Raw genomic sequence first — 18,186 nt, 5'->3', positions numbered from 1 at the left:
CAAGCTCGCAGCCCTGCGGGTCCGGCTGCGAGCTTTATGAGTCTACGACCTAGAGGCCAGCGAGGTGTGCTGGCATCAGAGGCTTGCGGTGAGGCCTCAGCGGCCGCCCTGCGGCGCGCACCCGGCTCGCCACTTCGCGTTCAGGCTCCGCAGTTGCGCGCGCGTCTCGGCCGTGTCGGTCCGACTGAAGCGTATCGGCACCTCGATGATCTGGCAGAACCGGGTCGCTTCCGGCACGGCCGGCTGCGGGCAGTGGATCGTCGCCTGGATCACGACGAAGGCGAGGCCGGAAATCACGCCTCCGTCCATGCTCAGTCTCTCAGATCGCGAGGATCGGCATCGCCATCGGAACCGGCCGTGTCCAGGTCGTACCTGCGCGCGATCAGAGCACGCTGGGTCTCAGCGACGGTCATGGTCTTCCTCACGATGAGGAAGCGTGGATGGCGGCGGCCGAACTCTGGCCTGCGGCCTGCATTGGTCGGAATCAGGCGAGCCTGCCGACCTGATCCAGGAGGTCACGATGGACGGAGAGCTGCTGTACCTGTGCCTGACTGCTGTGAGCGGTTCAGGTCTGATGATGGCGATCGGCTTGGCGCTGGAGCCGAAGAGTTCGGACGACTGATGCGACAAGGGCCGCGACGGTCCTCGAGAGGCTGGAAGGCGTGATGCTTTCAGCGGCGTTGCGCGTTGCCGCTCAGGTAATCTGCGAGACGACCGATGAGCGAAGAAGCGATCCATCTAGACTGGCACCGGGCCGAGGCCGCCGATCCGATCGAGCGTGTGGCGCGTGCCCTGTGCCGGCACGACAACAAGGACCCTGATGCCATGGCGTCGATCGGCCCCAAGGAGGTCGGGATCGCGGACGACGGGATCGCGGAGATGCGCCGAGCCGAAGAACCGGCGTGGATGGAATACGCGAAGGAGGCAGAGCGGCTGGTGGCAGCGTTCCGTGCTTTCCAGGCTGGGCCCGATCAGGCGCCGATCGAACTCACCGCTTTAAAATTGTCCGGCGGTCCCGCGGACTGCGGAGATAATCTCGGCGCCCCGGCTCAGTCGAGCAAGCAGATCGTGTCGCGTCTCCGAAGCACCGCTTCACGGCCGGCTCGTTGTCACCGCGCCAGATGACGATGTCGAGCTGGGGAGGCGTGATCGGGGTGGGGGAAGCCTTCATGGTCGGCCCTGCGATGTCTGGCGCGCCTTGCGGGAACCTGGGCCGGCCTTGTCATCCGGCTGCTTCGGCTAGAGCTTCGTCGTGGCACAGCCGCTTTCGCCCGGGCGTAGCGTGTGCGTCACGCTCGCGATCCGGTCGGTGCCGTCGATGCCTCGGCGCGTGCCGGACACGATGCAAGTGCCCTCGGCTTGGGCCTGCGGTTCGATATTGGTCTCGACCGTGCCACCGCCCTTGTGCCGTTCGGCCCCGGTCTTCCGGTCTTCGCTACGGGCCTTCGCGTCGTCCTTGTCGCAGCGGGCCCCTGGCGACGCTGCGGCACTTGGTCGAGGTCTTAGCGGACGATTCGGACAGTCCGGCGCTCGCCGCGGGCGAGGTCGTCACGACTGGCACCCTTACGGAGGCCTACCCGATCAGGGCCGGGGAGACGTGGGACACCCGGATCGCCGGGCTGCTCCTCGCCGACATCCGCCTCGCGTTCTGACCCACCTTGGGAACGGCGGATCTGCGGCAGGGCGCTGCTCGTCGCAGCACCGGCCTCGTCACGTAAAGGCTCCTCGATGGCACCCCTGGCCATCGAAAGAGCTGACCATGACCAGACTGGAACACCATCAGATCCGCCGCGCCAAACAGCGCACCTCGTAGGAACGACTGGAAGCGGCTTTGGATACTGTAATGCCGAGCCTGGAGCTTCCGCCTTCCGATGCTCTTCAGGCCGTGCTCGAGAGAGGCATCATCGGGTGAAAAGCGTGCCCCGGACGCCGACCTGCCTCCGGGGCTGCATCCGACGATTGATGGTCTACCGATCCGACGGATAGGGACAGCCCCTCACCACCACATCGTGCCGGGTTCGCCCTTGAACGGACCGACGATCCGGCGCGTGGCCCAGCCGCCATAGAAGCCCCCCGGCTGTGGGGTGACGCGCTTCTCGCCAACGGAGCAGGCGTCCATCGGACCGGCGTAGAAGGCCAGGTGGTCAGCAGCCCGGCAAACGGTTCGGTCGGCTTCGGATAGGCCCAGGCGACCCGCTTGGCGCGCCGCTGCGGCCCGACGACACCGAAATTGATCGCGCGGCCCTTCCATTCACAGCCGCTGCCGCCAGCCGGGGCGAGTGTACCGGGGTGAATGGCGCCCGGCGGCAGGTAGTAGGTCGGTGGGTGGCTCGTCTCCAGCACGCGCCAGCCCCGCACCGTGTCGGCGATGGTCACGCCGTCGAAGATCACCCGCAGGCGCTCGGGCACCGGCTCCAAGCGTGGCGGGCGTGGATAGTCGCACACGCTTTCCTGACCGGGGCCGATCGGCAACGGGATGGGGCGGCTCATTTTCCGCCTCTGGTCGATGAGAGTAGTCGACCGGCGAGGTGGCGCTTCTTTGGGTCCCTTCGCGCGGTAAATCGCAGAGACAGGCCATGGCTCACAACCCTCAAGCTGCCTACGGGCATGCAAGCTCCGTATTCTCGGAACAATGCCGTTCAGCCCGCCGGTAGCGTAACTGCAGATTGCATGGACATGTGGTTGGTCTCCTCTGATACTCTCATCAGGACGCTGAGACGTCCGTGGGAGGACGTCGATGCTTAAGGCCGCACTCTTATCAGCTGGTGCCCTGTTCGGACTGGTCGGCGCGGTTGGGGCTGACCCACAGCCCGCAACCCCGAACGTCCCTACCGTCTCCAAGCCCGCCCAGCGCGAGGGCTACTTCTTCGTCGGCGGCCAGTACGTGACTGTTGGCGGCAAGGAGATCGCCACCGGGCACATGTACGTGCAGTACCATGCCCCGGAACAGGTCAAGCAGCCCTTTCCCGTCGTGCTGGTGCACGGCACAGCGCAGACCGGCGTCAACTGCCTGGGCACGCCCGACGGCCGGCCGGGCTGGGTGAATCGCTTCGTAGAGTGCGGCTTTGCCGTCTACGTCGTCGATCAGGTCGGACGCGGACGTTCGTGCGACAACCCGGAGGTCTACGGCCCCTACGCCCGGCTCAGTACCCGCGATCTTGAGAGCATTTTCACCGGGCAAGAGCGGTTCGACCTCTTCCCGCAGGCCAAGCTGCACACGCAGTGGCCGGGCGGGCCGGGCGTGGGGGGCAATCTCGCCTTCGATCAGTTCTACCTCTCGCAGGTGCCCTACATCGCCAGCGCTCTGAAGAGCGAGGAGCTGGTCAACCCGGCGCTGACCGCGCTTCTGGAGAAGATCGGCACCTCGGTGGTGCTGACCCACTCGCAGTCCGGCGTCTTCGGAAGGGCAGTGTCCGACCCGCGGCCGGACCTGGTGAAGGATTACGTCGCCGTCGAGCCGAACGGGCCGACCTTCTTCGACATACGCTTCAAAGGCGGCGCTGAGTGGTATGAGAAGGTCGGCGAGGCCCGGGCTCGGCCCTACGGCATCACCCGCGTGCCGCTGCATTTCGAGCCGCCCGTCAGCGGCCCGACCGACCTCACAGTGGTTCAGGCCGACCAGCCGACCCGGCCCGATCAGATCCGCTGCTGGCTGCAGGCCGAACCGGCCCGGCAGTTGCCGCAACTCGCGAAAGTGCCCGCCGTCATCGTCACGGGCGAGGCTTCGTTCCGGGCGACGATGGACGACTGCACCGCCGCCTTCCTCGAACAGGCTGGCGCGAAACCTGATCGGCTGGCGCTCGCCGACCACGGCATTAAGGGCAACGGCCACATGATGATGCTGGAAGCCAACAACCTAGAGGTCGCTGACGCAATCATCGGCTGGATTCAGGGGAAGGTACGCTGAGACCGGCACTGAGCCACTGCCGCCCGAAGCTCAGGCATCGTTCTATCGTTCGCCCCGCGCGACCTCCCGCATCAGATCGTCCGGCAGGGGGCGTTGAAGCCGCAGCGTCTCCTCGGTCAGCGCCTCCAGCCACGAGGCGCACGCCTTGGGCGTGCTGGAAAGCACCGGCATCGCCTATGGATGCCGCGGCCCATCGACACCGCATGTCTCGGTGGTCCTGCCGGAATCCTCTGGCTGAACGTCTCTCGCGCGCTGCGGCCTCGGCGTTGCGGATGCCGGACTCGTCGATGATGCCGATCTGTCACAGAAGCTGCACAACGAGCGGCTTCAGAACGTAAACTCCCCACGCGCCTCAAACCAGTGGCATACGAAGAGGGCCGACCCTGGCGGAGCCATCAAGCTGTGACGTTGCGCCTTGGAGCTCAGATGCCGTGATACCGCTGCAGCAGAACCCAGACGACGAGAGCCGGGCCAACAATCTCGGCTTGGTCCGGCTCCTGTTCGCCGCTCTCGTGGTGCTGTCACATGCCCCAGAGCTCATCGACGGCAACCGCTCACGCGAGCCTCTCACCCAAGTGTTCGGCACCCTCTCACTTGGTGAGCTTGCCGTCGACGGCTTCTTTCTGGTGAGCGGCTATCTGATCACCAGGAGCTACCTCAACACTCGCCCCTTCTCAGCCTACCTGGTGAAGCGCGCGGTGCGGATCTATCCAGGCTTTCTCGTCGCCTCGCTCGTCTGCATCGCGCTCGTTGCGCCGTTCGCTGGGGGCGATCTCTCGGCTGCCTCGATCCTGCAGTGCGGCGTCAGGGCACTGCTGCTCCTGATGCCCGTGGTGTCAGGTGCCTTTGCTGAACTACCGTTCCGTACCTGAATGGGTCGATGTGGACCATCCCGTGCGAGTTCGGCTGCTACCTGCTCCTGTCCCTCGTCAACGATTTGCGCGCATTGCGGCGGCCCAGACGGTTCGTTCTTCTCCTGACAGGGCTTGCGTGCCTGTACGTCCTACGCTGGTTCGTTCTGCCGATTGGTGCTCCTGGCTCCTTGCTTGGCACCCTATCGGAACTAATCCGGCTGACCTTCGTGTTCTTCTGCGGGAGCGCCTTTCACCTGTTCCGGGACCGCATCAGCTACACGCGGCGCGGCGCCGTCATCGCGGCCCTGCTGCTCCTGCCGCTGATGTTCAGCGCCCCGCTCGCTGAGCCCGCCTTCGCGGCGTTTGGCGGGTACCTGATTTTCTGGTTTGCCTTTGCGGTCCGCCCTGCGCCTGTCAGCCTTGCGCTCAACAGAGCAGATCCCTCCTACGGCCTTTACCTCTACGCCTTTCCGGTGCAGAACCTCCTGGCGCTGCATGTACCGGGTCTCTCACCCTGGTCGAATAGCGCGGTCGCGCTGATCGTTGCTGGCTGCCTCGGAGTCCTCAGCTGGCACGCAGTCGAGCGGCCAGCCCTGCGTCGGCAGGAGCTTGTGCGGCGCGTATGGACGCGTGCGGCGACTGCCCTCCTGCCAGTAGCACGGCCCACTCGAGCCTAACCCAATTCCTGCTCCGTGCCGGCTTCGTCGTTCAGATTGAGTCACCGAATGGCGGGCGCATCCCAACGGGACAAACGGCAACAGGAGCCACAGCGCGGGGTTGAAGCAGATCATCGTCGCGTATCGAGGCGACCCGTTACGCCGTTCCCCGCAGGTCGGCGGGTTGCTGGCCTGCTGCCCCCTAGGCGTCGAGCTCCTCCCTAGCTGAGATCTTAGAAGTTCGAGGAAGTCTGCAATGACGCTTGAACTTCAGCGGGTCCGGGCGGATTCGCTGGGTGGTTGCCGGATGCGAAGAGCCTGTCACCGGAAGATGCGCTCCGTCTGCTTCGGAAAGTCGAGATCGAGCCTGAACTCCTACCGCCTAGGCAACTGCCGGAGGATTGGGTGGGTATCTCTAGCCGCCAAGCTGCGGCAAAGTTGATCCGTGACGACGAGGTCGCTCAGCGCCTCAGCATCGCGACGCAGCGCGGAATATTCGGCCGCCCTTTACCTGACGCTGTTGCCCGAGACCGCTGCCCAGCGTGAGCTCATCTGCGGGATGTGTTCGGGGGCTGCGCGATGTCGTGCGCTATGGTGTGGCTCGGTGGGCGATGCCTCATAGTCTGCCACCCTGGGACGCCCGTGTACGACACGCCTCTTGACCGGGAGAGGGCCCGCCACAGGGCGGAGCTCCCGGAGTCTGGCAGAAGGGCCGACCCGTCCGCCGGCGTGATCCCTCCCACACGTGCCACAGGAATCTTGATTGCGCAGCTATATGGAAGCAGCCGATTAGTTCCTCGTTAACGCTTCATCCCGAGATTGCGTGCAGCTTCTCTACGGCCCGATGTCAAGCTGTTCCGGCTAGATCAAGGCTGCGCACTGTATCGAGAATACAATGAAACTTGGCATTAATCTGGCAGGTCCGGATTTCGGCACCGGGAAACTGCCAGGAAGGCTCGGAACCGACTACACCTATCCGACCACCCAGGAAATCGATTACTACGCCGGCAAAGGCATGTCCGTCCTCCGCCTTCCGTTCATCTGGGAGCGGGCCCAGCTGAGCGAGAATGGGCCCTTGAACGCGAGCGAGCTCGCGCAGATGGATACCGTCGTCGGCTATGCGGCGAGCCGCGGCATGCAGGTGATCCTGGAACCGCACAATTTCGGGTCGGGCTTCGGGCATCTGATCGGGAGTGCCGAGACGCCCGACAGCGCCTTCGCGGATTTCTGGGGTCGGCTTGCAAGCCACTTCGCCGGACGCGACAACGTCATCTTCGGCTTGATGAACGAGCCGCACGCGCAGACCGCGCAGCAATGGCTCGGTTCTGCCAACGCGGCGATCGCGGCCATCCGCTCGGCCGGCGCCCGCCAGGAGATCCTCGTTCCCGGCAGCTACTGGTCAGGCGCCCACAGCTGGGTTAGCAGCGACAACGACACGGTCATCGGCCGCGGTGTCGTCGACCCTCTGAACAACTTCGCCTTCGAGGTCCATCAATACCTCGACAGCGACAGCTCCGGTACGCATGCCACCGTGGTCTCCGCGAGCATCGGTGTGGAGCGGCTTACTGCCATCACCCAATGGGCGGAGGCGACCAACAATCGCCTGTTCCTCGGCGAGTTCGGCGTCGCTCAGGATGCGACGAGCCTCGCTGCGCTCGCCAACATGGTGGCCTACATGCGCGCGCACCCGGTTTGGGAGGGCGCAACCTACTGGGCCGCCGGGCCCTGGTGGGGCGACTACATGTTCACGATCGAGCCTACCGGCCTCGGCAGCAACCAAGTCGTCGATCGGCCGCAGATGGACGTGCTGGAGAACTTCCTCATCACCTTGCCGAGTCAGTCCGGGCCTGCACCCTCCATCCAGAGTCCGGTCGGGACGCGCGGGCCGGACGTGATCACTCGGCCGGTCGGGACGCTAGGGCCGGACCTGATCACGTTGCCGTTGGGTTCGGTCACGTTCCTGGGCGGCGCTGGCAACGACACGGTCTACGGCAGCCTCGATGCCGAGTTGATCTACGGCAACCAGGGCGACGATCTCCTTGTGGCGGGCCGCACGGCTGGACCGTACGGACACGACAGCGTCTTCGGCGGCCAGGGCCAGGACGTGATCGATTACAGCGCCAGCAGCGATGACTCTTTCATCTACGGCAACCTCGGCGACGACACGCTCAGCGGCGGATCGGGCGACGATGTGCTGTACGGGGGGCAGGGCCAGGATCTCATCAGGGTTGGAATGGGGAGAAACCTCGCCTACGGCAATCTGGGGGACGATACGCTTGTTGGAGGTTCAGGCAACAGTACTCTATACGGTGGCCAGGGCCAGGACCTTATCTCGTTAGAGGCTGGGGACAATCTCGTCTTCGGCAACTTGGGGAACGACACGCTTGTGGGTGGCCCTGGATATGACACGCTTTTCGGTGGTCAAGGTGACGACGTACTGACCGGCGGCTCCGGCGACAACACCCTCTCGGGCGACCTCGGTGCGGACAGGTACGTGTTCGGTCAGCCCTCGCGCACCAGTAAGATCCTAGGGTTCAATCCAGCCGAAGGCGATCGCATCGACCTGCGGGGCCAGAGCTATACGGTCGTGGCGGCTGCTGACGGAGATGCTCTGCTGGCCCTCTCGGGGGGCGGCTCGGTGAGGCTGACCGGGATCAGGCCAGCCCAAGTGGACGCTAGCTTCTTCTCCTGATTGCCAGCTCTCCAGCTCCTCCACCGCGCGCAGTGTTAGCTCGGGAAGGGCACGCGCCTTCCGCAGCAATCGAGACCGCGTCCCCATGAGCACAACCTCAACTGAGGTGGCAGACAGCGGCTGCACCGAAGAAGCGACCATGTCCCGCTCCTCCTGGTTTGGATTGTGAGCTCGCGCGAGGTACGGAAGTCCACCCGAGATCGGCGCGTCGCAGGGCTCGCAAGTCCGGATCCGGGGCCCTGCCCTCCCCGGATCTGTCAGCGCGATTTCACCCCGATGGTCTTCTCGTTGACGAGGCGACGCAAGCGGGAACGCGGCATGGCCCGGCAATTTGAGAACCGCCCACACCTCATCCATGATCGCCTCGCGATTGCGCTGAGCGGTAGGAGCGTTTGGGCTCGGCGGAGCCTCAACCACGACGCTATCCATCAGGACCGCCACGCGTAGCCTTGACAGGCCCCGGGGCCCGGACGGTGCGGTATTTCGAGCGGGACGTCGACCTAGGTGATATCAGCAGGTTCACGCCAGCCACGGTATACCCCGGCTGCGACGTGCTGCTCGGCGCGTGCGGGCGGCGGCACGTCGGAAGGCTGCCACCTGGAAACGCTGCCTGAGCCCTCGTTCGGGAAGACTTCGAGACGCCTGCCAGCCGGACGAGTCCAAGCTCAAGCAGAGCCTATAACATGCTTGGAAGATGGCATCGCCCAGTCATGCACCGTATCGCCACGACTGCGCTTGCCACACGCATCAGGTGACGCGGCACCTATCTTTGCATCTGCCCAGTCGGGCTGAGGGAGTATCGGAGCTGTACCAGACAGAGCACTCCGGCAGCTTGTCCAGCAGACACGAGGGAGCGCCACGCCTCTGGCTCGGCGATACAAGAGGGCCAGCATTATGCTCACACATTTGCGTTGAGCGTCGGCCCTCTCGCGTACCCCAACGATCACTGGACTTCATCCAGCAGGATCGGTCTGGCGATCAGCCAGGCGCCCGCTCCGGCAGTCTTGCGACTTGCCAGACCCCTTGCTTCAGCGTCGCCAGGCTAATGTCCGAGTTGAGCGTCAGGACGGCAATGTGGGTGGCGAGGACGGGCACGAAGACCAGCGCCATCATAAATGCGATAACCAGGACGCTGCGGTCAGTACCCGCGTGCTCAGCGCGGCGGGCAGATACGTTCAGGAAGGTCATGGCTCACCTCGTAAGCGACCAGCCGCCTTTCGGCCGGTCGCGAGTGAGCCGATCAGAGGATCAGGCTTGGAACACGCGATAGGCCGTAGGCGGCATGGTCGATCGACTACTGTCGTCGGGCATGGGGTTCCGGGTTCCTGTGAGACCGCGCTGCCTACCTCGGGTAGGCGTCGCACGGACCATGTGCGGATGATACAGAGCCGCGGGTTCGTCAAGTCTTAATGTTCGAGCCGCCCGGTGGTTGCACAGGACCGCCGCGGCATCCGCATAAACATGCGGGATACGCGTCACGTCACGGCTTCTTTGTCGGCATCGCGGCTTATCCACATGTAGCGGGCGAGGATCGAGCGGTACGGCGAGAAAGCCGCGGCCACCGCTACGTGGTCCTCACGGCCGCTTAGTCGCCGCAGCGTCCCGACGGCCGCAGCATCGCCGGCGGGCCAGATATCCGGATCTTGGAAGTGAAAGATACCGATCATATCGGCTGTCCATGGGCCGACGCCCCGAATCCGGCAAAGAGCAGACGTCCGATCCGCATGCGGCATGAGAGCCAGAGCCTCGCCCAGCTCTCAGGCAGCCTCCGCCTCCCGTATCGCCATCAAGGCCCGTACCTTGTTGCCCGATACGCCGCAGCCGCGCAAAGTCGCCTCTTCCCCCGGAACGAAAAGCTCCCGGGGCGCGATGCCCCGCTCGGCTGCTCGGATCTCGATCCTGTCCCAAATCGCGAGTGCCGCCCGGGTAGAGATCTGTTGATTGATGACCTCGACGAACAGGCGATCAGCCACCAGCACGTGTGAGGGCGACGGGATCGCGATGGGGCCCTGACGAACAATGGCCGCATGCAAGGGTGCCGAGGTCGCTGCCGCGGCGCGGGACAAGAACCTGAAGACGTCGGGATCAAGGCTCATGGACACTCGCGTGGCGGAACATCGATAGAGCTATGTAGAGCCCTGAGGTGTCTCGGGGCCATCACGCACCAGAATCGGTAAGTCAGCGGCGGGATCCTCCGTTGAGACCGATGAAAGGGCGGCGCCCCGGTGGTCGATGTCGAAGAAACGTTGAGATACCTAACGTAACCGGCAACGTGCCGTTGTGACCTCCAGCACGATTTGTAGATCTCTACGAGCCAAGCATAACCGAGATCGGTCGGTGGTCCAGCCGGTCATCCTGCTTCTGCATGGTGACCGCGGGAATCGTTGGAGCCTAACCTCACGCGCTCGAAGCAAGCAAAGATCACGGCGCATAATCCGCGAGCTGCCTTACTCTTACGATCGCTCTCCTGGTTCGACCGTGGGCACGGCCGGAAGGAAGTCACCCGCTTGTTCCGCCGAGACGCCATCATCCCGCGCTCACCCCGGGCAGCGCCCGGCGCCTCGAGCGCCTGGGCCGAGATCGGAGCGTCTCCGATTTGATGAGGACCGCCGACCATCCCGGTCGCAACCCGCTGCGCCGAAGCTCAGAGGCGTCGACGTGGCGACTTTTCGGAACCGAGGCTCACGCTCGCTCGGGAGGCCGCCGTAGAACTTCGGCGACTTCATCGTGCGATTTGCCGCGCACAGCGTAGCCCATCGCCTCGAAGCGCTCGATCAGGGACGGGCTATTCTGCGTTGCGCAGGCCGCCCATTCCGCAAGCAGTGTGTTGGTTCCCTCCAGCCGCTCGGCGAGATTTGCAGCCGTTTCGCCGCGCTCGTTCTCGTTTGCCATGATAGAATCCGTCGCATGGGAACCGCGAGCTGTGACGTAGAACCGTGCTGACTGAGCGCCGGTTCCGATTGAATGCCTCACCATCCAATTTCGCGCCGCCGCATTGGCCACGGGTCCGGTGTGCGTCCGAGGCTGGTTGCCGTCGTGACGGGCCCGTCCGGCCGGTGGCAGACCTGATCCTCACCGGGCGCGGGAAGCCGAACTGCACGCGGCTGGCGCTTACGCCACACGCCGGTACGCAGGGCCGAAATGATGCCGGCCAGGGCTGCACGATCCGAACCGTGCGTCCGAGCACGTCCTGGCTTCACAGGTTTGGGGGACAGCAACGGCTCGATCCCAGACCACGAGTCGCTGGGTCTGACAAGGTTTAAGTTCTTCCGACCCGCCTCAGTCGGTCCCACTCGAACTCCGAATGCATGCCGTTCAGCTCCCGACGAGCGAGCCCGAACGCCTCGGGCTCGATCCGTCACGCCGCTACCCGAGACCATTCGGCTAAGCCTTGCGAGCGTAGCCCCACACCATCTGGGGAATATGCCCATGGTTCGTCATCGGGTGATGGTCAGCAACAGCAGGGGCGTGGCTCTGGTCAATGGCGTGTTGAAGGAAGCATTCGTAATTTCCCCAACCGCCGGTGACGATGTGCTCCGGCTTGAACCCAGAGTCTTCGAGCATGAACCCCATGCCCTGAGGTGTCCAACGCCAGCAATCGAGGGACGTTGGATGAATATGAAAAATGAACGGCGTTGTTATGAGGACATATCCGCCGTCTTTCAGCCCATCGAACATATTTTTCGCTGCCCTCCATGGATAGCGGACATGCTCAAATACCTGCTCAGCAATGATGAGATCGTAATTTTTGTCGAAAGGATCACTGCAAACGTCGAACTCGGGATATTTTTTAGATGTGAAGCTTTTCCACTCAGCAAAATCACTCCAGGCCTCGCCGGAAATCTCGCAGACATCCATAGTCTCGGGAGACGAGGCGCCAACTAAGCGCGCAGTCTCCTCGTCCATCACCCATCGTATCCATGGCCTGTGCTTCGGCATCCCAACCCCGTCAGAAACGCGAGTTCACACCGCGCCTATGGCGCGTTGTGGCATATCCATCGCACGCACCGAGTATCATGTCACCAATGCCTGTGGCCCGCGACCGCCCTGCATCGGCAACCTCCGGTAATTTCTCCGTTCGTGTGTTAGGGAAGCGCTTCTGCCGCTCGGCATGGGCGCCTATCAGGAGTGAACCCTGTCCTGAGCATCGCCGTTGAACCAGAGTCCATAGAATGCCCACCCTACGAACCTGCGATCTCGTTCATGGCAATGCGTTTTACTCGGCCATAAACCCGCTCGCAGGCGCCTTCGAGAGCGCGACCCTAGTCCCGAAGCAACAATTTGCACTGCTTGACCACGATCCTGATTGGGGCATCTACGACAAAGCTGGATCGAATATATCCCTCGCAGCTTATCGAAGGGGGCCATATCAGGATCGCGTCGGCCAATCTCAGCGCCTAAATGGCAGTCTTTCCGTGCGGCCTGCCGCAGAAGAATGCACATACATGTATATCGGCCCGTTATCCATGCATCACGGCCATTATCTTCTCACAAGCGTCGCCCGCCTCTGGCCATTGATAAAATTGAATGATACTAACATAAAGCTGGTATTTCATGGCGATCATGACATACAAACATACTGCAAGCATTTACCAGTGGCTGCCGCCACACTGCGAGCATTCAATCTCTCACCCGACAATTTCTTCCGTCCGGTCGAACCGACGCGTTTCGGGAAACTGTACATTCCGGCCCCGAGCTTTGAAGAGACTAACAGTGCCCATCGCATCCATGGCGATGTTGGCACTATTATCGGCCGATCATTACCCCGGAGCAGCGCGGCTAGAACCTACTCCCACCCAGTCATTTTCTCGAAAGCCCGCCTCACCTCTGGCGTTTCCCGTATCTTGAACGAAGATAAGATTATTGAGCACTTGGTGCGCAAGGGCATGGAAGTCATCTACCCCGAGACACTGTCTTTGGGTGATCAGATTGACATCTTTGAGCGCGCTCCAGCCATCGTGTCATATGCCGGCTCTGCGCTCCACACGTCTCTGCTGGCGGAGCGCTCCTCGAAAATTATTGGGCTCAACTTAAATTCGACCATGGCGTCCAGCCAAATCCTTATCGATTTTCTAAAAGGAAATGACAGCAGCTACTTCTATCCTAACGGCACCGTCATGCCCTCCGAGAACCCGGCCTTCGCACAGGATTTCCATATTGACGACCCTGTCGCCGTCGCTGACGAAATCCTACGCCAGATCGATGCGAAGCTAGGCCTTCGGGCACGCCTGCGCCGGATGGTAGGGCGACCCGCCCCGGAGGATCGGTTGGCCTATCCCGGCGTACAATCGCTGTGGCCTTGACGCATCACGCCTTGAACGTTCTGCAGCCGGGCTTTCTCTGTGAGTGCGGAGCACTCCCATCGCGGCTGGCACATGCTGCGATCCGCGCTACTGACTTGCCCGCTAAGCCGGTCCGGGCGACGGCATTGTTGTAGGGGATCCAGCCGTTGCGTGCGACGTTGTCTTACAACGCTTCTCGTTGCGCGATGCCCGCCCTCTGTCGCGTGGGTAACCGGGTTGCATGAGCGCTGGAGCGTCAAGCCCTGGCCGCGCTGAGCACGCCTCCTACGACCGGCCGCATCGGTTCATCGAGGCCGAAATCTGCGATCCATCTCCTCTGCAGTGGGCGCTCGCCGTCGAGGCAGGTGGCTGGTCGACGGCCCCGTTGCAATAACGTAAGCGACGATAAGGCCCTGTCTCAGAAGGGTGAGTGCTCGGTCGCAACCCCGCGCGAGGCGCCACCACGCTGGGCAAGAACGCGAAGCTTGTAACGCTCGTCTCAACGACCGCGCCGGCTGGCGCGGTTCCGTCGCGTTCAGTCCATAATAGGTCCCGCCCGAATGTGGCGGACGCCTCCAACCGGATTGCACGGCCGGTGTGTCCACATACCTGCGTTGCTCGCGGACAGGGGCGGAGATTGCCGTTGCTGAGACCTATTGCGTTTGACCGACCGAGTGCGAGGCAACCGTGTGGTGACGGACGCCGGCTCTGATCGTTGCGACTTTTCTCGGCGAGCGCCCAGCACATATGGCCGGACGTGGACGGCTGACATCTCACGGCCCCGAGGTCTGCTCATCCTACGTAGCGATGATCTTCACCGTCGCTGGGTGTGTGCGTCAGCGTCCAAGACCGAGCCGACCTTGGTCCTCGCCGAGCCGTCCTGGCGGAAGGCGCCGGAGGGAACGTGACGTAAGGGCGGCGCCGACGCGGCGAAAGAGGCTTCGCGTCTGCGCTGCGCGTCCGGAGCGCCGACAGCCCGATCCGGAGATTCAGCAATCGGGCTGATCGAGGCCCACCTAGGAAGAAAGTCTGCTCGCACAGCCTGAAAACCTGAATCTGCGACTTCTTGTCTCAGGCTAACCCGAGGGCGCGATGCGGTTGGGCAGAACAGACCTCGATGACATTGCGGATTCTTCGACGAAGGCAGGGTCGCTGGACAATGCGATTCCGTCGACCGGTTATGGCTAGAGGTGCATGCACGCCGGAGCCGCGAGACCGTGGCTCAGCTCCTGTTTGTCCGGCGGCTCTTGCCGCGCGTCGACCGATGGTTCCCGTTCGTCGGCCCGCTTTCTAGGTGAGCCTGATCAGCCGCTCGATCTGGGTATCCGCGACTTGGCGTGAGCCACCGGAGCCGGGCAGATCGACGGGGCCATCGAGGCGCAAGGCTCGGACGCGGGCCCGTCGTGCCGTGCCCCCCATGTGTCGGATAACGGGCGCGCGGGTGCCCCCCCGCCGTTCGGACCCGGCTCGGCCCAGGCCAACACGATGCGGACGCGCTGAGCCAGCGCCCGACCGGCATCGCGACGGGGCATGAGAGTTCCCCGATCAGAGCATGCAGCGGCGCTCGGTTGAGCGTCAACCGATAACCGAGACGCCGGCAACCCACTCATCCGTGCAGCCGGGTGCGACCCGTGGGACCCCATCTTTCCGATTGCAGCTACGCCTCGTCCGGGATCATTCATCCAAGATGCGTTCGCACCGGTCGTTGTTGACGATGCGGGCGACATTGTTCAGACAGGCCATCTTTGAGAGGACGGAGAACGCAAGCGCCCCCACCAAAGCGATATCAGTGTCCCAGCGTCGTGCCGTGACGGCGGATGTCAGGAAGGTAACCGCCCCTCCGCCTGCCTGAGGAGCGGATGCATCCCCGGCACGAATCGGGTGGCGCTATCGTCTTTAACCTCGTTGCGGTCATGGCAGGCGAACATATCAGCGATGCGCTGCTCCGAGGCCAATTTCTCGTCATCGACGCCGAAGTAGCCGCGCGAGGCTTTAATCTGATATTCGCCCCACGAGCGAGTGTGGTAGTGGTTGATCCGAAACCTGTTCCAACAGGCAGGCTTGTCGGCGTAGAACCCGTGAGGCTCTGTCATAGGAATTGGCGCACCGCCGTCATCTACGAGGCCACCAGCCGTGCCGATGAGGTGTGAGGAATAGACCTTCTCGATTCGAGCCGCACGCGCCACCGTCTTGATATGGCGGTTGAACAGAAAGGTGTCCTCGGCCCGGCGCGTGTAATTTTCAACCGTCAGGCCCGGGACGGCCTCAGTGTGGCCATCGGAGCCGTAGATGTGCCAGTGAACGCCGACACCGTCGATGTCGCCCATCTCCGCCAAGGTCTTGCGCAGATCCGGGCCCTCAACCGGGTAGAGGAATTCGTCGGCATCGATAAAGGCCAACCACTCCGTCCGATCCCGGTAGTCTCTGGCAACCTTCTCGTACATCTCGATCTGCGTGCCTGGGCCGGGCCAATCGATCACATCGACTTGGCCGGTGAAGCCGAACGTGCGCGCGACGTTCCCGGTCCCGTCAGTGCTGCCGTTGTCGATGATGACAAGGCGGTCGAAGCCGGTGGTGAGATGGAAAGCGATCCACTCGGCTATATAGGACGCCTCGTTCTTCGCGGTGCAGCAGGCGGTGAGGTAGTCCATGTGCTCCGATCCTTACCGGCGCAAGGTCCCATTCAGCCGGCGACCTCCTTGCTACGCCGGAGTAGGCTAGTCCGACAAGCGCGGCTCGAACCACCGCCGTGGGCGGCCATGCATCCATGATGCGCATCGGGCCAGTCTCTGAAGCGCGAAAGGCCCTGTGCCGACCGCGCGCTGCGGCCAGCGATCAGTCTTCTCAGCCGAGGATGGCCATCTGCCGGAGCACCCCAAACAACGATATCTCTTTGGAGGGACCGTATATCAGCTCTGCGGGCTTCCCCGGTGCCGGACAATTCTCCCCCGATCTGACGGATCGTCACCTCGCCCCGGGTATGGTGCCGCCTCGCCATAGCATGATCGCATTATGCCCATCACCGGATTGGCCTGCGTCGAGAATTTGCCCGCGCCCACGCCCCTTTCGGAGAGTCAGCGGGCGCCCTGGGCATCAGCTGCGGGCCAACTTCGCACCATGCGCTGCCCCATCCCAGCGCTGCTCCAGCGCCAGCTACCGCAGGTTGGAGCGGGGTTGCCAGGAGGGTGTCATCGGGCTTTCACCCCGCAGAGCGATCCCGACTGATTGCACTGGCGCAGAGTGGCGTGATCGGCCGGTTCGCGGCGGATCAGCCAGCGCGGAATGACGCTCTGGCCTGAGCCATCTCGTGTGTCGCGGGATTGGCAGGACTGGCCAGGATGAGAGACTGAACGGCGCGTCTAGGGTTCCGGCCGACCTGTTCGTCGGCCTATGGCCTTGCCTCAGCCCTTCGAGTAGGCAGCGGTTGCAATGCCCCCCGGAACAGTCATGGACAGCGAGATACGTCCCCCTGGCGAAGCGTCGTCGCTGCTGCTGCCGCGCACGAAGGAGCATATGCGCGGCGCCTGCCGCATCCTGACGGGCCAGCCGGTGATGAAGCGTGTGGGGCCGGCCTACTACCTGCCCCACCGCGAGGAGGGAAACTGGGGCCTGTTCGACGCGCAGGACGCTCCGGTCGAGCTCGCGGTCGAGCGCGGCTTCGCCGACATGGTACCGCTGCGCCAGATCCCCGAGAGCACGACGCGCTACGCGGCGATCGAGGCGCAGCTCCCGTCGGACAGCGAGTACATCTATGGCGGTCGCTTCGTGCACCATTTCGGGCACTTCCTGATCGAGACGCTGGCGCGGTTCTGGCCCTTCACCGAGGGCTTCAGGCCCGATCAGAGGATCGTCATGCACGGCGACGGCGATCCGGACCAGTGGTTCGCCCTGCGTCACGTCCGCGAACTCTTCGGCGCGCTCGGTCTGCGGCGGGATGCAATCGTGCACGCCGACGCGCCGTTCCGGATTGACACCATCCTGGTCACCGAGCCGGCCTTCCGACCCCAGGCACAGGGCTACCCGGACTTCGTGCGCTTCTGCCGGCAACTTGGGGCGCGCCTGATGGAGGCGGCTCCGCCCCCGCCCCGCCTAGACCGGCCGGTCTACCTGACCAAATCCGGGCTCGCGGCGGGGGTGGCGCGCTGGCAGAACGAGGCCGAGCTGGAGGCGGCTCTGCAGCGGCGCGGCTTTGCCATCATTCACCCGCAAGACCTGACGCTTGCCGAACACCTCCGCCTCTACGCCAGCGGGGCGACGATCTACGGGGTGATCGGCTCGGCCCACCATGTCAGCCTGTTTGCGCCCGCACCAGTGCGATTCAAACTGCTCGCGCCAGAACGACTGAACGCGAACTTCTTCCTGATTGACGACCTCACTGGTAACGACAGCACTTACCATTTCGCGCAGGGCACCCACAACGTGCCGAACACAGGTGCCCCGTTCATCGTGGAGCGCGTTATCCCCGAGCCCGAGCAAGTCGCCGACGCGCTCTGTGCGGCTCTCTGAAGACGCGATAAGCTATTTCGAGGGCAGATGTGCTATTGCTAGAAGCCCGACCGGAATGGATAAATCAAGAACCTTTCGCGTAATACTCGAGGCCAAGTGTGAACAGCTCCAATGGAGTTGCGGTTCATAGAGGGCAGGAATGTGCTTCGATGTGAAGCCATCCAACGAGGAGAGCCTACTGCCTGCTACCTTGGCAACCCATCTGCACGGGCGCGTTGCAACGGCCATCGGGGCTAGGTCGCGGACCCATAACGTCTGGCACGGCTGAGGTGCGGCGGCGTTAGCCCTC

General features: G+C 63.5%; 17 protein-coding genes and 1 pseudogene. 9 read left to right on the top strand and 9 right to left on the bottom strand.

Going from position 1 to position 18,186, the window contains the following annotated elements:
- Positions 1–96: 96 nt before the first annotated feature.
- Entirely contained in the window at positions 97–309 is a 213-nt protein-coding gene (locus AX737_RS06125; protein ID WP_066919857.1) for a hypothetical protein, read from the bottom strand.
- Positions 310–436: 127 nt separating this feature from the next.
- Between AX737_RS06125 and AX737_RS06120 the strand changes: the two genes are divergently transcribed.
- From AX737_RS06120 to AX737_RS33005, 3 genes are all read left to right on the top strand, one after another.
- Positions 437–622 (top strand): hypothetical protein, encoded by a 186-nt coding sequence (locus tag AX737_RS06120; RefSeq protein WP_066919855.1) that lies wholly within the window; start codon positions 437–439, stop codon positions 620–622.
- 95 nt (positions 623–717) lie between these two features.
- Positions 718–1,125: a hypothetical protein gene (locus AX737_RS06115; RefSeq protein ID WP_066919853.1), complete on the top strand. Its 408-nt coding sequence runs from the start codon at positions 718–720 to the stop codon at positions 1,123–1,125.
- Between the two features lie 365 nt (positions 1,126–1,490).
- A complete protein-coding gene (locus tag AX737_RS33005) occupies positions 1,491–1,652 on the top strand; it encodes a hypothetical protein (protein ID WP_156453556.1) in 162 nt (53 codons plus the stop codon).
- 344 nt (positions 1,653–1,996) lie between these two features.
- On the opposite strand, the pseudogene AX737_RS31875 reads toward AX737_RS33005, so the two are convergent.
- Positions 1,997–2,490: pseudogene (locus tag AX737_RS31875) on the bottom strand (DUF427 domain-containing protein).
- A 247-nt stretch (positions 2,491–2,737) separates the two neighbouring features.
- On the opposite strand from AX737_RS31875, the gene AX737_RS06110 reads away from it, so the two are divergent.
- Positions 2,738–3,907 (top strand): alpha/beta hydrolase, encoded by a 1,170-nt coding sequence (locus AX737_RS06110; protein ID WP_066919851.1) that lies wholly within the window; start codon positions 2,738–2,740, stop codon positions 3,905–3,907.
- A gap of 42 nt (positions 3,908–3,949) precedes the next feature.
- Here AX737_RS06110 and AX737_RS35595 read toward each other — a convergent pair whose 3' ends face one another.
- On the bottom strand, positions 3,950–4,072 hold the full coding sequence (locus AX737_RS35595) for a hypothetical protein (RefSeq protein WP_308445298.1): 123 nt from the start codon (positions 4,070–4,072) through the stop codon (positions 3,950–3,952).
- A 266-nt stretch (positions 4,073–4,338) separates the two neighbouring features.
- On the opposite strand from AX737_RS35595, the gene AX737_RS35590 reads away from it, so the two are divergent.
- The 3 genes from AX737_RS35590 to AX737_RS31870 all read left to right on the top strand — a co-directional run bounded on the left by AX737_RS35590 (position 4,339) and on the right by AX737_RS31870 (position 8,109).
- Positions 4,339–4,779, top strand: coding sequence for an acyltransferase family protein (locus AX737_RS35590; protein WP_238232118.1), 441 nt, complete (start codon positions 4,339–4,341; stop codon positions 4,777–4,779).
- An 8-nt stretch (positions 4,780–4,787) separates the two neighbouring features.
- A complete protein-coding gene (locus AX737_RS35585; protein WP_238232120.1) occupies positions 4,788–5,438 on the top strand; it encodes a hypothetical protein in 651 nt (216 codons plus the stop codon).
- A gap of 874 nt (positions 5,439–6,312) precedes the next feature.
- A complete protein-coding gene (locus AX737_RS31870; RefSeq protein WP_082772914.1) occupies positions 6,313–8,109 on the top strand; it encodes a cellulase family glycosylhydrolase in 1,797 nt (598 codons plus the stop codon).
- A 978-nt stretch (positions 8,110–9,087) separates the two neighbouring features.
- Here the strand turns inward: AX737_RS31870 and AX737_RS06095 are convergent.
- The 5 genes from AX737_RS06095 to AX737_RS31860 form a co-directional block, all read right to left on the bottom strand.
- Entirely contained in the window at positions 9,088–9,297 is a 210-nt protein-coding gene (locus AX737_RS06095) for a hypothetical protein (protein WP_066919849.1), read from the bottom strand.
- Between the two features lie 287 nt (positions 9,298–9,584).
- The gene (locus AX737_RS35580) at positions 9,585–9,776 is read right to left on the bottom strand and encodes a hypothetical protein (RefSeq protein ID WP_238232122.1); all 192 of its coding nucleotides are present in this window, start codon (positions 9,774–9,776) and stop codon (positions 9,585–9,587) included.
- A gap of 90 nt (positions 9,777–9,866) precedes the next feature.
- Positions 9,867–10,205 carry a hypothetical protein gene (locus tag AX737_RS35575; RefSeq protein ID WP_238232124.1) on the bottom strand — a complete coding sequence of 113 codons (339 nt, stop codon included), beginning with the start codon at positions 10,203–10,205 and terminating at the stop codon, positions 9,867–9,869.
- A 586-nt stretch (positions 10,206–10,791) separates the two neighbouring features.
- Positions 10,792–11,001 (bottom strand): hypothetical protein, encoded by a 210-nt coding sequence (locus AX737_RS31865; RefSeq protein WP_082772913.1) that lies wholly within the window; start codon positions 10,999–11,001, stop codon positions 10,792–10,794.
- 492 nt (positions 11,002–11,493) lie between these two features.
- Entirely contained in the window at positions 11,494–12,015 is a 522-nt protein-coding gene (locus tag AX737_RS31860; RefSeq protein ID WP_197430474.1) for a methyltransferase domain-containing protein, read from the bottom strand.
- Between the two features lie 266 nt (positions 12,016–12,281).
- Between AX737_RS31860 and AX737_RS31855 the strand changes: the two genes are divergently transcribed.
- Complete coding sequence (locus AX737_RS31855; RefSeq protein WP_082772911.1) at positions 12,282–13,412, top strand: glycosyltransferase family 61 protein; 1,131 nt, start codon at positions 12,282–12,284, stop codon at positions 13,410–13,412.
- A gap of 1,799 nt (positions 13,413–15,211) precedes the next feature.
- On the opposite strand, the gene AX737_RS06080 is transcribed toward AX737_RS31855, so the two are convergent.
- Positions 15,212–16,042 (bottom strand): glycosyltransferase family 2 protein, encoded by an 831-nt coding sequence (locus AX737_RS06080; protein WP_066919846.1) that lies wholly within the window; start codon positions 16,040–16,042, stop codon positions 15,212–15,214.
- 796 nt (positions 16,043–16,838) lie between these two features.
- Here AX737_RS06080 and AX737_RS06075 point away from each other — a divergent pair.
- Entirely contained in the window at positions 16,839–17,897 is a 1,059-nt protein-coding gene (locus AX737_RS06075) for a glycosyltransferase 61 family protein (RefSeq protein WP_197430473.1), read from the top strand.
- The last annotated feature ends 289 nt before the right edge of the window (positions 17,898–18,186 follow it).

This window comes from Methylobacterium sp. CCH5-D2 (genome assembly GCF_001556475.1).
Classification (GTDB): Bacteria; Pseudomonadota; Alphaproteobacteria; order Rhizobiales; family Beijerinckiaceae; genus Methylobacterium; species Methylobacterium hispanicum.
Note: the sequence above shows the minus strand (reverse complement) of the source record. Positions and strands in the feature narration are given on the sequence as shown.